Raw genomic sequence first — 14,700 nt, 5'->3', positions numbered from 1 at the left:
TTTTTTGAAATGAAAACTAAATTCTTAAATATATTAATACTCTCGGGATGTTTCATTGGCTTTACTTCATGTAATAAATATTTGGATGAATTGCCAGATAACCGTGCAGAATTAAACAATGCGGATAAGATCGGAAAAATCTTGACTTCTGCTTATCCTACAAGTTCTTATGTAATGACAGCTGAGATGTCTTCGGATAATGTCGATGATTATGGGGCGACAAATCCAAATTCGACCAGATTATCGGGGCAGATGTATAGTTGGTCTGAAATTACAGAAAAGGGCAATGATGATATCAGTGAATTTTGGATGGCTTCATACAAGGCTATATCGAGTACAAATGCGGCTTTAAAGGCTATTGATGAAGCTGGAAATCCAGAAAACCTTCAGCCTCAGAAAGGCGAGGCATTGGTTGCCCGTGCCTATAATCATTTTATGCTGGTTAATCTATTTGGCAAACATTACAACCGAAGTACCTCAAAATCTGATCTGGGTGTTACTTATATGACGAAACCCGAAACTACCCTTTCGCCCAAATATCAACGGAATACTGTGGCAGAAGTTTATGATTATGTGGTTAAAGATCTGGAAGAGGGAATTCCTATGATCGATGATGCGGCATATTCGAATAGTGCTACCGCAAAATACCATTTTAATAAAACTGCTGCTTATGCCTTCGCTGCGCGTGTATATTTATTTATGGGCGAATGGCAGAAAGCTGCTGATTACGCTTCTAAAGCTCTTGGAGACCCTACGGAGTCTTTGCGCAACTATGCGCAAGTCGCTGCTTTTGCTGCTGATCAAGGCAATGCATCTCGCGAATATAATAGTAGTACATTGAAGGCTAATTTTCTTATATTTTCTCCTTATTCCGGTTTAGGTCTGACATTTGGAGCATATTATACTGAATCGCGATATAACCATAATGCGGTTATTGCAAGGAAAGAGACTCTTTTTGCGATCGCTCCCTACTTGGCTTCTGCTAATTGGCCTGGTATTGAATCCGGAGCTATTCAAATAGGTTCTACAAATTATCGAATTAGGGCCTATGTGTATGGTGGTACCAATATTGATAAGGCTTTATTACCTCGCTTTCCGTATCTGTTTGAATTTACAGATCCCGTAGCACAAACTGGATTTGCTCGTACCACTATGACAGAATTGACTTCGGAAGAAGCACTTCTCACAAGATCTGAAGCTAATATCCACCTTAAGAAGTATGATGCAGCTATTCAGGATATGCAGCTTTGGGCTGGTAATATGGTGACTTTCGCTTCGAAAATGACCGTGGAAGGAATAAATAACTGGGGCAATCATTTCGCCTATTACACGCCAAAAGTTCCAACTCCGAAAAAGAAATTGAACAATCCAGAATATGCCATTGAATCGGGAACGCAAGAAAATATGATTCATGCTGTACTTTTTATGCGTAGAATTCAGACGCTTCATACAGGTCTTCGTTGGTTTGATCTCAAACGATATGGTATAGAGGTTTACAGAAGAACATTGGCAGGAGGGACAGTAGGATCAGTTTCTTCAGATGTATTGACGACAAATGATAACAGAAGAGCAGTACAATTGCCACAAGATGTTATTAATGCAGGTTTAACTCCAAATCCAAGGTAAGATGAACATTTTTAAAAATTTATTATATGCAGGGCTAATCCTTTCCTTTCTCGCTTCATGTAGAAAGGAAGATAAGCTGGATCCAAACAGTGTTTTCATTGATTCGAAGTTGACACAAAATGATTTAGATAAATATATCTATGAAAATATAACAAAACCTTATAACATAGATGTTTTATATAAATACGTGGACAAGGAATCGGATATGAATTATAATTTGGTACCAGCCACCTATGATGCATCGATAAGAATGACTCGGTTAATCCAGTATTTAGGGTTGGAACCTTACGACGATTTAACAGGGAGCAAACAATTTATTCGAAGTTACTTCCCGAAGTTACTGAATTATATAGGATCTGTTTCTGTTATGAACAACGGTACCGTAGTATTAGGTACTGCTGAAAATGGTACAAAGATGTCTTTATATAATTTATTAAATCTTGACGAGGAAAGTGGTAGTGACGTAGACTATTTAAATTATTATTATTTCAAAACTATACATCACGAGTTTCAGCATATTTTGAATCAGACAAAGCCATTTCCTTCTGATTTTAATAGTATTACAGGAACTTCTTATGTCGGGGATGATTGGAGTCAGACCTATTCGGAATCGAGGGTAGGTTTGGCTGTTGCTGATGGTTTTATTTCACCGTATGCTTCAAAAGAAGCGGTAGAAGACTATGCTGAACTCTATTCCTATTACGTGACCCGGAGTCAGGATGAATTAAACGCGATATTGACAGCACCAGGGTCGACGGCCGCAGGCAGGGCATTGGTGCAGAAAAAACTTAACATCGTAAAAACTTATATGAAGGATAAATGGGGAATTGACATGGATTTACTTCGGAAAAACATCCTCAATAGGACAGCGAAATTAGGTGATTTTGATCAAACGAAAATCAAATAAATAAAAGACTATGAAATTTCATTCAATTTATATAGCCATGTTTGTATCGCTTTTGTTGGGAACAAGTTGTGACAAAAAGCGCGATCGATTCTTTGAAGATAATCCAACAGAACGGTTGAATGCAAGCGTAGACAATGCATACAAAATTTTAAAATCAAATCCGAACGGCTGGATTATGCAATACTATCCGAGTAAAGATTTGGAATTTGGAGGTTATAATCTTTTTACAAAGTTTACCTCCGATGACCGTGTTGAGTTTCAAGCGGACTATGTGCATAAAAATATACATACCGACTATACAACACAGATAAGCACCTATAAGGTATATCCTGGAGCAGGACCTATTTTGACTTTTGATACTTTCAACGAAATTATTCATTTTTTTGCACTTCCAGGTGCATATACAGAAGAAGGAGCAGTGGATTCAGGGACCAAAGGGGATTTTGAGTTTTTAGTACTGAAAGCGACTGCAGATTCAGTTGTTCTCCAAGGTCGCAAGACTTATAACCGTGTTGTGATGCTTCCGATAAAATCTGACCCGGCTGCATTGATAAAAAAACTTCAAAAAACAGCTCAACTATTTGATTCTTTCTTTGAATATGCTGTAGAAGTAGGGGGAAAGAGTTATGAGGCCTATATTTACAGTGATATGAATCGAGCTTTTGTATTTGATGATGCAACCGACGAGAATATCTATTCTTACGTGTATACAGAGACAGGATTAGAATTCTATAAGGAATTTAGTATAAAAGGCGTAAAGGTCAAAAAGATGACTTATGTGAGTCCAACCTCCGTTTATCCGTATGGTTATTTTGAAAATCCGGAGAAAACTGTAAAGTATGTTCCGGTAGGGTAGAATTATAGTTTATGTTTATGTTTAATGGCTCTTTCAAAGATTATTTGGAGGGGCCATTGTTTTATGAAAATTTCAGCGCATATTCTTGTCAATTTTGAAAAAGCTGTTAGTTTTTGTTACTTTCTTTTAGGGTTAAGCGAAAGATTCTTTTTTTTAGTCAATCTTTTGTCGCTATCTTAATATATTTCGTTTTAATCGTTCTAGTGCGATTTTCTTTTGTAGCTTATTTTAATAAGAACAGCTATTTATAGGTGCTAAAAATAGAACCTTGGCTAATATTTTTTATTTTTTTTGCAAATAATAAAAAATATTAGCCATTTTTATGGCACAATTATTAAACATCTCAACGCAGAAGATGTACTTGTATGTCCTAAATATCCACCTATAGAATACAATAAGTGGCAACGAGAGAGCTAACGATGCAGAAAGAAGAAGTATTATTCAAAACACACTATAATGGATTATGTCATTTTGCATGGAAGATATTGGGTGATCTTACTATAGCTGAAGATCTTGTACAAGACTCTTTTATTGCTTATTTCAAAAATACTGATCAAGTCAGTGATAATGAGATTGCAATAAAAAATTACCTATACAGTTCTGTAAGATTTGCCTGTTATAACCACATTCGCCATGAAAAAGTTCGTCAAAAATACTGGAACGTAGTAGGTTTTACAGAGGAAGACAATACAGCGCTAGAACTAAATATGATCCATAGTGAGGTTATTCAAGAGATCTATAGAATCATTGAAGAGATGCCTTTTGCCTGTCAGCAAGTTTTTCGCTTAGGCTATCTGGAAGGTTTGTCTAATTTGGAGATTACCAAAGAACTACAAATTAGTATCAATACCGTGAAAACACAAAAACAGCGTGGTATGAAAATGCTGTTAAAACGATTAAACCCTGAATTTATCCCCCTTGTTATATTTTTATTAAAAAATATTTAAATTCTTGTCACCCCTTTTTTTGTCCAGCGTTTCTTTAGTGTAATATATGAAAGAAAACACAGGGCATATTTCAAAAATTATCCAAAAGTTCTTGAGCGGTCAGCTTACGGCAGAAGAACAAAGTCAATTGGATAAATGGTTGAACTCCAGTCTCCAAAATAGACGATTTTTGGAATCATTTCGTCAAGCAGAAAATATTGAAGAAGATTTATCCATCGTTAGACAACTGAATGCAAATCAAGCATGGGATAAGTTGAATAATAAAAAACGAAATGGACGATCTTTTGGCAAATGGTCGTTGGGCATTGCAGCATCCATTGTGTTTTTGTTAGGAGGTTTTCTATTATGGCAAGGTGATTTTGATTCATTCCTTTCGGGTGGTAAGCGTGTAATAGTTTCAAAAAAGCAAGATATAGCACCTGCTACAAGTGGTGCAGTATTAGTTCTCGCTGACGGTACAAAGGTTTCTTTAGATGGTGATTCCACTAAAACCTTGACAAAAAATAATAACTTAATCGGGAACAGCAATGAATTGGTCGTTAAGCAAACAGATCAACCAATTCCATTGCAGTATAATTCTTTGATTGTTCCAAAAGCAAGTTTTTATAAGATGACCTTAGCGGATGGAACTAAAGTATGGGTAAATGCATTATCTCAATTGAAATTTCCGGCGCAATTTTCCACAAAAGAACGTCGGGTCTTTTTGGATGGCGAAGCCTATTTTGAAGTTACACCTAATGCAGAGCAGCCTTTTATAGTAGAATCCAGAGGAAACGAAATCAAGGTGTTGGGTACACATTTTAATATTAATTCCTATTCAGATTTGGTTCGTACGACCTTGGCTGAAGGTAGAGTTGAGGTATGGCAAAATAATCAACATGTAGAGTTATTCCCCGGTGAATATGCATCTTCTTTTAAGGACAATTTAATCAAAGGGAAGGCCGATTTGGCACATGATCTTGCATGGCACAACAATGAGTTTTATTTTAAAAAGGAAACAATAACGAATATCGCGCATCAATTATCGCGCTGGTATGATCTTGATGTTACATTCCGAGGAGATGTACAGCTCGATAAGGAATATACGGGAAGTATCGAACGTGACGTAAAATTGTCTCAGGTATTGGAGATGCTATCTTATGTAAGCAATCTTAAATTTGAGCTAGAAGGGAATAAACTCATTATTGCGACAAGAACCTAATCAGCCTAATTGAAAAGAAAACTATATGCCTATGATAAAATAATACAACAACTACATTGGCCCAAAAAAGAGAACAGGAATGTTGGCGCATCCCTGTTCAGAAAAAGATGTGATCATCAGGCCCTAAATCTAAAGATTGAACAATTAAACCCCAATTAACCACAAAGTGTAAATGTATGAATAACTTACCACTTAGCAAAAGGTGGTCCTTGATCCCTCAAGACCCACGATTTTGCAAACCATTACGTATTATGAAAATTAGTACATGTCTTCTATTTGCATTTGTAACTGGCGTACATGCGAAGAGCACGGCGCAAAAAGTTACGTTAAATATGCGCAATGCCCGCATTGAAGAAGCGCTCTCTGCCATCTCCAAGCAGTCCCATCTACGTGTGCTGTACAGCGAAAACCTGAATACTAAGGCCCGGATTTCAGTGAACGTTCAGAATGCTTCCGTTGAGGAAGCATTGAATGCTGTTTTGAAAAGCAATAATATTGAATACAAAATTATTGCCAATACCATTTCGGTCAACAGTAATTTAAAGAACGTTAGTCTAACGGTTCCTGTAGAAGTGCAACAGCAGTCTATTTCTGGAACGGTCAAAGATAAAGACGGGAAAGAATTGAGTGGTGCTACAATTACAGTTAAAGGAACTTCAGTTTCTACACAGACGGATGAGCAGGGACGTTTTAAAATCAATGCTCCTTTAACTTCGACGTTAGTTGTCCGGTATATTGGGTATGCAGGTGCTGAAATTTCTGTAGGCGGTCGTACGACTGTTCCCATTATTTTGAAATCACTCGATAATCAATTAGATGTGGTCGATGTGGTTGCAACTGGTTATCAAAATATTGACAGAAAGTTTTTTACGGGATCTGCGACCAGAGTTGATGCCAAAGATGCTGAGCGCGCCGGGGTACCTGATGTTTCTAGAATGCTCGAAGGACAAGTCGCGGGTGTCTCCCTTCAAAATGTTTCAGGAACTTTTGGCGCCGCACCGAAGATTCGTGTACGTGGAGCAACTTCATTATCAGGGGATAATAAGCCGCTTTGGGTGATCGACGGTATTATTTTAGAAGACGTGGTTAATATCTCCAATGAGCAATTATCAACGGGAGATATGAATACCCTGTTAGGGTCTTCTGTTGCAGGACTCAACCCTGACGATATCGAAAGTTTTAATATTTTAAAGGATGCTGCAGCAACAGCGATGTATGGTGCGCGGGCAATGAATGGAGTAATCGTTGTAACCACCAAAAAAGGAAAGGTTTCTGAAGGAAAGCCGCATGTAAGCTATACGGGGAATTTTACATCCTATATTAAGCCGAGTTATAATAATTTTGATGTAATGACTTCATATGACCAAATGGCGGTCATGATAGAGTTGAAGAATAAGGGATATTACCAAATTCCAAATGCTTCAAGAGGGGCTAATGGCGGAGTCTTTTATAAAATGTACAATAAGCTGTATGAATATGACGAGACAACGAAAACATATGGACTTAGAAATGACGCTCCGAGTCAGGTCGATTTCTTGACACGTTACGCAAATGCAAATACCGATTGGTTTGATTTGTTGTTCAAAAATTCTTTTGTTCAGGAACATTCCTTAAGCGTTTCTTCTGGTACTGAGAAGACCCAAAATTATTCATCTGTTTCTTATTTGAAAGATCCTGGGATGACTATTGGTAATAACGTCCAAAGATTTACAGGTAATTTTAGATCCAACTATAAATTCAATGAAAAATTCAGCGCCGAAGTATTAGGAAATGGATCTATTCGACAACAAAAGACACCGGGTACTGTAAACCAACAATCAGATCCCGTATATGGGTCTTACTATCGAGGTTATGATATCAATCCTTATAATTACGCTCTTGGTACAAGTCGCTTGATTACACCTTATGACGAGAATGGTGATCTTGAGTATTTTACACGTGACTATGCACCATTTAATATCCTAAATGAGGTGAACAACAATTATATGGAACTTGGTATGATCGATTTCAAAGTGCAGGGTGCTCTGAAATATAAGATTATTCCTAGTCTTTCATACTCTGTTACGGGAGCGTATCGTTTCTCAAAAAGTGAAAATCAGACCTTTTTAAAAGAGAACTCAAACTATGTACAATCATTTAGAGCCATGTCGGATGCGACCATAGTAGGCTCAAATGATAAGCTATATAACAACCCTGCTTTTCCAAACGATTTACCTATCAGTGTTTTGCCAGAGGGTGGGTTTTATAAAATTAATAACGACAATTTAAAATATTATTATTTCCGTCAGGATTTAGAATTCAATAAAGAATTTAATGGGGGACATAATGTCAATGTTTTCGCTAATATGGAAATGATTACAACTGACCGTCAAGCTGAATTTTTTGATGGCGTTGGATATTCCTATGAGAACGGAGGATTGGCGGTTCCAGCATATGAATATTTTAAAGAAGCAAGAGAAGAGGGCAAACCTTATTATGGTATGGGATATAACTTTACCCGGTTTAACGGATATAGTTTGCGAGCGGCCTATGCATATAAACAAAAATATTCCGTCAATGGAACTGTCCGTTATGATGGCTCTAATAAAATGGGTAAATCGCGTACAGCACGTTGGTTGCCTACCTGGAACGTTTCGGGAAAATGGAATGTTGATGAAGAAAAGTTCTGGCCGAAAGATTTATTCTTAAGCAATCTATCTGTCCGTGCGACTTATGGTATGGTCGCCAATATGGGTAATGCAACAAATTCTTCTGCGGTGTTCTATAATCAAATAGCAAGACGTCGCGAGATTGTGGATCAAGAAACGCTAACTTATATATCCAATATTGCCAATAAAGAATTGACTTGGGAAAAAATGAACGAGTTTAATTTAGGCTTTGATATGGGCTTGTTCGAAAGCAAGGTCGGATTAACAGTCGATTTGTACAAGAGAAAGAGTTATGACCTTTTAGGTTCAATTCAAACCTCTGGTATTGACGGAGAGTATACAAAGACGGCCAATTATGCCGATATGGACGCAAAAGGTATTGAAGTCGCTATCACAGGTACTCCTGTTAAGTCCAAAGATTTTAGGTGGAAGACCAACTTTAACTTTGCTTTTAATAAAAATAAAATCACGCGTTTGGATATTAACCCCAATATCTGGCGGGCAGTTTCAAATACTGGTGGAGCCGTGCAGGGCTACTCACAGCGGAGCTTATTTTCTCTTCAATTTGACGGTTTAAATCCAGAGTATGGATATCCAACTTTCATTGGAACGGATGGTATCAAGACAACGAATGTATACCTACAGAGTCAAATCCTAGATTATTTAAAGTATGAAGGACCCGTTGAACCAACGTTTACGGGAGGTTTCTTCAACGCATTTTCTTATAAAAGTTTTACACTTTCCGGTCTATTTACCTTTTCTGCGGGAAATAAATTACGTCTAAAACCTTCGATCAGATCTTCTTATGATGATATGTCTGTTATGACAAAAGACATGTTAAACCGTTGGATCATGCCGGGAGATGAGCTAAAAACAACGATACCCGCTTTGTTGGATCCAATTTCGGCAACCAATGTTGTTAGTGCATCTGGTACACAGGTAAGTGCCTCTTATCCTTATAACGCTTACAATTATTCAACTGAACGGGTCGTAGATGGCGATTATATTAAGTTGAAAAATATATCGTTGGGATATGCGCTGCCAAAGAAATTTATTTCGCGGATGAGTATTACCAATGCAAGTATTAACGTCGTTGCAAATAACATTTGGACAATTATGGCGGATAAGAGATTGCACGGACAAGACCCTGAGTTTTTTGCCACAGGAGGCGTTGCTTTACCGGTTCCAAAACAGGTTACAATCTCATTAAAAGTAGGATTTTAAGATAAGTAAGAAATGAAAAATTTTAATAGAATTCACATTGGAGTTATCGGAGCCCTAGTTTTATTGGCTTCTTGTAATAAATATTTAGATAAAGAACCGGATAACCGAACCGAGATAAATACGGTACAAAAAGTTGCCCAATTGGTTGGCACCGCTTACCCTTCTGCCGATTATCTTTCTTTTGCAGAATCCGCATCGGACAATGCGGTTGATAAAGGACCGGGAGTAGGAAACTCTGTAGATACACGTGATAGGCCATATGCCTGGGAAGATATCATTGGTGCAGGAACCAATACGTCTAGTAATTATTGGAACGGCTGTTATGAAGCAATTTCTGCGGCTAACCAAGCATTAGAATCAATCGATACTTATAAGCTTGGAGCAGCTGCCAATCCATATAAGGGGGAAGCGTTGGTTGCACGGGCTTACGCACATCATATGTTGGCCATCTTCTTTGCTAAAAATTATGAAATCGGTGGCGCAAACGATTCGCCTGGAATTCCGTATGTCACAAAGCCGGGCGAGAAGGTATTACAACAATATGAGCGTGGAACCGTTAAATCCACTTATGAAAATATAGTAAAAGATCTGGAAGAAGGATTACCTTTATTGTCTTCAACAGCCTATAAAATACCCAAATATCATTTCACAGCTGAAGCAGCTCATGCCTTTGCTTCTCGTTTGTATTTGTTCTTAGGAGAGTGGCAAAAGGCCGTTGATCATGCGACCCTAGCTTCGGGCGGAGATTTTCTAACGAAATTGAGACCCATAAATACAACAATGCAAAATCAGGAAAGTGCTGTATTTAGAGAAGGGTTTACAAAATCAGATGTGAAATCTACTTTGTTGTTGGCAAACTGTTATTCAACTTGGACTTATAATGAAAGCCCTCGTTACGGATATGGTCCGGCATTGACAGCGATGTTTAATACACCCAATGTAACTGGGGGAACATTGGCAAACAAAGTATTGTCCTACAGCACCGCAAATTATACAACGTATAAATGGTTATATTACTTCTTCTATACTGGACCTGGAATTGGATTCCCTTATATCATGCAACCGCTGCTGACATTGGATGAAACAATATTAAATAGAGCAGAAGCGTATGCTGAGCTAGGAAATTATCAGGCATCATTAGACGACCTGAATACATTTTATAGCACAAAAATCAGAAATTATGTACCCAGTACACATCAGGTAACTCTTCCTAAGATCATGGCATTTTTTAGTGAAGCAGACCCGAAAAAGGGGGTAGTGCAAACCGTACTGACAGCAAAAAAAGCTGAATTTTTACAGGAAGGTTTACGTTGGCTCGATATCGCTCGAAGAGATCTAACTGTAGTACACAATGTTATTGATGCAAAGGGAATTGAAACATCTATTGAACTGAAACCCGGCGATCCAAGACGGATTTTTCAACTTCCTGAAGAAGTTAAATTGGCCGGTATAGAATTAAATCCTAGATAACTAGATTATGAAAATATTAAGTAAAATATTGATTTTGTTTTTGGCTATCTTCCTTTACAGTTCTTGTCAGAAGGAGGTAGTTAAAAAGGTAGACTTTTCAAACTATAATGACGACGATCCTCAAACCAATACGGAATTGGATGCGTGGTTGAAAACTACTTTTCTTGATGAGTATAATATTGATGTTGTGTACCGTTACAACAGATATTATCACGATGCAGAACGGAATGTGACGCCAATTTATGTGGATAAGGTGAAACCAGCTATGACTGCGGTACTGGAAAGCTATATCTTACCTTACCGTAAAGTTGCGGGCGAAACCTTTATAAAACGCTATGTACCGAAAGAATGGGTGTTGTTTGGATCGCCTTCATTGGCTACCGATGGAACAGGTGTTGCGGGAACAGCAGCAGCCGGCAGGCGGGTTACACTATATTCTTTAAATACACAGTCACCTAATTTTGGGGTTTTGGTAATTCATCACGAATTTACCCATATTTTAAACCAATTGGTTGCTATTCCTACTGATTTTGAGTCGATATCAAAAGCCGATTACAATGCCGATTGGGCAAAGATACCTGCCGATACGGCAAAAAAGTATGGGTTTGTGACTTCTTATGCGATGGGTAAATATACGGAAGACTATGCGGAGGTCGCAGCACATCTTTTGGTAAAAGGACAGGCATGGTACGATAATTATGCAAGTGGTTCTTCTACATTGGGAAAAACCAAGCTGAAGCAGAAAGAGGCGAATGTTGTCAATTATTTCACTACAGGGCTGAAAGTGGATTTCAGAGCATTACAGAAGGAAGTTCAAGAGTATATGAAAAGAACGGCTCCAACGGATAATTCGTTAAGTATCCGCCCATATGTATCAAGCTTGTACAAAACGGTGACGATGAATCTCTCCAATTCCTATTATACGAAATATGGTACTTCGAGTGCTTTTTCGACCATATATAATAAAATGAAGCTGGCTATTTTAAATTATAGTAGTACGGCAAAATATAATATGGATTATATGCAGATCCGATTTGACAATGCAAATACAGCAACAATTCGTTGTGCATTTACTGCAGCAGCAGGAGGAACACAGTATTTCGCTGATTACACTTTTGCGTACACATATAACTCAACATCCGGAGATTTAACATTTACTAAAATAGATCAAGCAGGCACAACCGGTACATATTCGAATGCAAATTTATTTATTAACACTTTTACAAATGATGTTCAACCATTCTTCACTGGTAAAATATTTACTGCAAGTTGGTTAAATGCAAATGTAGATCCAGTTGATTATAATAACCTGGGCGCCTTTTATGAGAAAGACAACGCAACGAACTATTGGTATGGTACTTTAGGACAGACATTATAATGAAGTTAAATAAACTCTTATATCCGCTACTATTGCTAGTTGCTATGGTAGCTTGTAAAAATGAAAATGACGATCTGACTTTTGGCGAACGTCCTGAAATTAGAATGAAAGAAAAGATTGATTCGATCTCCTTTGTTTTACAGACTGCTACAAACGGTTGGAAAGCAGTTTTAGGGACAGGTCTAGGTGGAGGATATTCATTTTACCTTAATTTTAATGGCCAACAAGAGGTCAATATGATGGCTGATTTGACAGCAACAAGTGCAACGACGGCTGCCAAATCAAATTATCGTATAAAACAAGATAATGGAGCAACGCTGATATTCGATACGTTTAATTATATCTCGTTATTGAATGACCCAAGCTCGTCAACATTTAATGGTGTAACACGTGACGGTTACAAAAGTGATCTCGAGTTTGCTTTTGCCTATTCAAAAGGAGATACGCTTGGTTTCATTGGAAAAAGATTTAGACAATCCTTTGTATTGATAAAAGCAACAGCAGCCGAAAAATCTGCTTACGAAGCTGGTGACCTCAAGAAATCACTGGATAATACCGTGGATTATTTTAAAACCAATGCTAATCCATATATTGATGTTGCTGATGGAAATAGTACATATAAAATGGCTGTCACTGTAAATACATTGAGCAATAATACCAATGGAAAACGCATCGAGTTTGCATCATTATTGGCGGATGGTACCACATCTGCAGTGAAAGGTAAGTATGCATTTGCATTAGATGGCGTTACGATTATAGATGGGGGACTGACCTATAGAGGGGTTACTTATGTTTCCATATTGGTAGAGAATGGGAAGATGTATCTGGTTGACAGTAAAGGTGCTAAATCTGAGATTAAGAATTCAGTTCAGCCAATATTACCATTATTTAAGTTGATGGGCAGTAAATATGTTGGCATGAGAAGTCCTTATAAAACATATTATCCAGGAACATCAGCCAGTGGTCTTACCATTTTGCAGCGTTTCCACAATGGATTGGCTTCCGGTACGGGCTACGCGTTCAATTCAGGATATATGGAATTAGGCTGGGATGTAGCCAATTCAAGGATAGAACTTAGAGGTTTCTCAAGCCAAAACGGTGGTAGTTCGGGCTGGTTGACAACAATAGTGTATAATTATACGCTAGATGAAGCTACAGGTACCTATAAATGTACGTTGAAAACTGCGGCTTCGGGAGGCTATACTTCAGCGATTTTGGATCAAATGCACTCGTTCTTATTGAAGAATAGTTTTAAACTAGACTATTATCTAGACGGTGGAATATTGTACGGAAGCGTTGCTTCTGTCGAGAATCCCGATATTGTAATGACATTCCAATTAAGATAATGAGATTGAGCAGTCAGTGATTTAGCCTCGCTGGCTGCTCAATTTTTATGTAATTTCTAGTTGATGATTAACCGATTGTTGTTTAAAGTAGATTATTATGAAAAGTAAATTTGTTTTTCTGGCGTTTTTAAGTTTTGTTTTTTTAAGTTTCTCCTGTAAAAAAGAGGAGTCCGAATTGGATAAAATCTCAGGGCTATGGTATGTTAGGATTATAGCCGAACAACAGGTAAATGAGAAAGGAGTGTTGGCCTTTAAATCCTATCTTGAATATAAACCGAATGATAACGGAAATTATGCAACATTTAATTTTCATGGCAATCAGGTTACTGTAGAAGAGCGACGGAATAATTTGGCAATCAATAAGACAGATTATACTTATGCGATCGATGGAAATAATTTGGTTTTGTCAGGTTCATCAACCAGTGAAGTATATAAAATGTCCTATTTGGGGATCAAGAATAGTTTGGTTTTGGACAAGAGTGAAGTGGATAGAAATAATATTCTGTTTAATCTTAAAAAAGTTTTGGTTAGGGTACTGCCAAAACCTGATAAAATAGACGAAGAAATTGGAAGTGAGCCGAATCAAGGAACTCCAACAGGAGGAGAATAGAAGGAGAAATGCCATTTGCTGTTAAACCCATAAATTTTAAATTATAATGAGAAATTCAATTTTCAAACCCTATATTTCCTTTGGTAGTTATGTCTGGGCCCTTGGAATGATTCTTTTTGCTGTCTTTTTGTCCTATGATTCAACAAATCAATACTGGTATTTGGGTACACTGTTTATAGGTTTCATCATCGCAACGATGTGGTGTTTTGTCTTCTTTTACACCCAATATCGGATCGAGAACCACACTTTGTTCATTCGAGGGGTAATAAAATCCAAGCAGATTAATTTGGAGGCCGTCAGTAGAGTTGAAAGGAATAAAGTCGATTGGCTAATAAAAAATGGACGTCTTTATTTTTGGAACCCCTATCGCAGGGGTATGAAATTATATCTTAATGGATCTGAAGAGCTATTTATTAATCTTGGAGAGGATAGCGGTTTTCTAAAACAACTATTGGATCTTAACCCTAATATTGAAGTAAAATGATAA

11 protein-coding genes are annotated in these 14,700 nt (G+C 37.5%); all 11 read left to right on the top strand.

Annotation, left to right across the window (positions count from 1 at the left end; translation table 11 throughout):
• Positions 1 to 9 precede the first annotated feature (9 nt).
• The 11 genes from A9970_RS09420 to A9970_RS09370 all read left to right on the top strand — a co-directional run bounded on the left by A9970_RS09420 (position 10) and on the right by A9970_RS09370 (position 14,697).
• The gene (locus A9970_RS09420) at positions 10 to 1,626 is read left to right on the top strand and encodes a RagB/SusD family nutrient uptake outer membrane protein (RefSeq protein WP_159727263.1); all 1,617 of its coding nucleotides are present in this window, start codon (positions 10 to 12) and stop codon (positions 1,624 to 1,626) included.
• Position 1,627: 1 nt separating this feature from the next.
• Complete coding sequence (locus A9970_RS09415) at positions 1,628 to 2,533, top strand: putative zinc-binding metallopeptidase (RefSeq protein WP_159727261.1); 906 nt, start codon at positions 1,628 to 1,630, stop codon at positions 2,531 to 2,533.
• 10 nt (positions 2,534 to 2,543) lie between these two features.
• Positions 2,544 to 3,389: a DUF4302 domain-containing protein gene (locus A9970_RS09410; protein ID WP_259655362.1), complete on the top strand. Its 846-nt coding sequence runs from the start codon at positions 2,544 to 2,546 to the stop codon at positions 3,387 to 3,389.
• A gap of 419 nt (positions 3,390 to 3,808) precedes the next feature.
• On the top strand, positions 3,809 to 4,336 hold the full coding sequence (locus A9970_RS09405; RefSeq protein WP_046672051.1) for an RNA polymerase sigma factor: 528 nt from the start codon (positions 3,809 to 3,811) through the stop codon (positions 4,334 to 4,336).
• Positions 4,337 to 4,382: 46 nt separating this feature from the next.
• Positions 4,383 to 5,537 (top strand): FecR family protein, encoded by a 1,155-nt coding sequence (locus tag A9970_RS09400; protein WP_182982122.1) that lies wholly within the window; start codon positions 4,383 to 4,385, stop codon positions 5,535 to 5,537.
• Between the two features lie 251 nt (positions 5,538 to 5,788).
• Positions 5,789 to 9,409, top strand: coding sequence for a SusC/RagA family TonB-linked outer membrane protein (locus A9970_RS09395; RefSeq protein ID WP_182982121.1), 3,621 nt, complete (start codon positions 5,789 to 5,791; stop codon positions 9,407 to 9,409).
• A 12-nt stretch (positions 9,410 to 9,421) separates the two neighbouring features.
• A complete protein-coding gene (locus tag A9970_RS09390) occupies positions 9,422 to 10,879 on the top strand; it encodes a RagB/SusD family nutrient uptake outer membrane protein (protein WP_182982120.1) in 1,458 nt (485 codons plus the stop codon).
• A gap of 7 nt (positions 10,880 to 10,886) precedes the next feature.
• A complete protein-coding gene (locus tag A9970_RS09385) occupies positions 10,887 to 12,257 on the top strand; it encodes a substrate import-associated zinc metallohydrolase lipoprotein (protein ID WP_182982119.1) in 1,371 nt (456 codons plus the stop codon).
• Positions 12,257 to 13,603 (top strand): DUF4302 domain-containing protein, encoded by a 1,347-nt coding sequence (locus A9970_RS09380; protein ID WP_182982118.1) that lies wholly within the window; start codon positions 12,257 to 12,259, stop codon positions 13,601 to 13,603. The genes A9970_RS09385 and A9970_RS09380 overlap by 1 nt, the downstream gene beginning before the upstream one ends.
• Before the next feature lie 97 nt (positions 13,604 to 13,700).
• Positions 13,701 to 14,213 carry a hypothetical protein gene (locus tag A9970_RS09375; protein ID WP_182982117.1) on the top strand — a complete coding sequence of 171 codons (513 nt, stop codon included), beginning with the start codon at positions 13,701 to 13,703 and terminating at the stop codon, positions 14,211 to 14,213.
• Between the two features lie 46 nt (positions 14,214 to 14,259).
• Positions 14,260 to 14,697, top strand: coding sequence for a hypothetical protein (locus tag A9970_RS09370; protein ID WP_182982116.1), 438 nt, complete (start codon positions 14,260 to 14,262; stop codon positions 14,695 to 14,697).
• Positions 14,698 to 14,700 lie beyond the last annotated feature (3 nt).

The organism is Sphingobacterium sp. UME9 (genome assembly GCF_014170215.1).
Lineage (GTDB): Bacteria > Bacteroidota > Bacteroidia > Sphingobacteriales > Sphingobacteriaceae > Sphingobacterium > Sphingobacterium paramultivorum.
The sequence above is the reverse complement of the archived record's forward strand: the minus strand, read 5'-3'. Positions and strand labels throughout refer to the sequence as shown.

What these genes read in the sequence shown, in the direction of transcription:
- A9970_RS09420 (WP_159727263.1), top strand. Translation starts at nt 10, where the DNA reads ATGAAAACTAAATTCTTAAATATATTAATACTCTCGGGATGTTTCATT.
- A9970_RS09415 (WP_159727261.1), top strand. Translation starts at nt 1,628, where the DNA reads ATGAACATTTTTAAAAATTTATTATATGCAGGGCTAATCCTTTCCTTT.
- A9970_RS09410 (WP_259655362.1), top strand. Translation starts at nt 2,544, where the DNA reads ATGAAATTTCATTCAATTTATATAGCCATGTTTGTATCGCTTTTGTTG.
- A9970_RS09405 (WP_046672051.1), top strand. Translation starts at nt 3,809, where the DNA reads ATGCAGAAAGAAGAAGTATTATTCAAAACACACTATAATGGATTATGT.
- A9970_RS09400 (WP_182982122.1), top strand. Translation starts at nt 4,383, where the DNA reads ATGAAAGAAAACACAGGGCATATTTCAAAAATTATCCAAAAGTTCTTG.
- A9970_RS09395 (WP_182982121.1), top strand. Translation starts at nt 5,789, where the DNA reads ATGAAAATTAGTACATGTCTTCTATTTGCATTTGTAACTGGCGTACAT.
- A9970_RS09390 (WP_182982120.1), top strand. Translation starts at nt 9,422, where the DNA reads ATGAAAAATTTTAATAGAATTCACATTGGAGTTATCGGAGCCCTAGTT.
- A9970_RS09385 (WP_182982119.1), top strand. Translation starts at nt 10,887, where the DNA reads ATGAAAATATTAAGTAAAATATTGATTTTGTTTTTGGCTATCTTCCTT.
- A9970_RS09380 (WP_182982118.1), top strand. Translation starts at nt 12,257, where the DNA reads ATGAAGTTAAATAAACTCTTATATCCGCTACTATTGCTAGTTGCTATG.
- A9970_RS09375 (WP_182982117.1), top strand. Translation starts at nt 13,701, where the DNA reads ATGAAAAGTAAATTTGTTTTTCTGGCGTTTTTAAGTTTTGTTTTTTTA.
- A9970_RS09370 (WP_182982116.1), top strand. Translation starts at nt 14,260, where the DNA reads ATGAGAAATTCAATTTTCAAACCCTATATTTCCTTTGGTAGTTATGTC.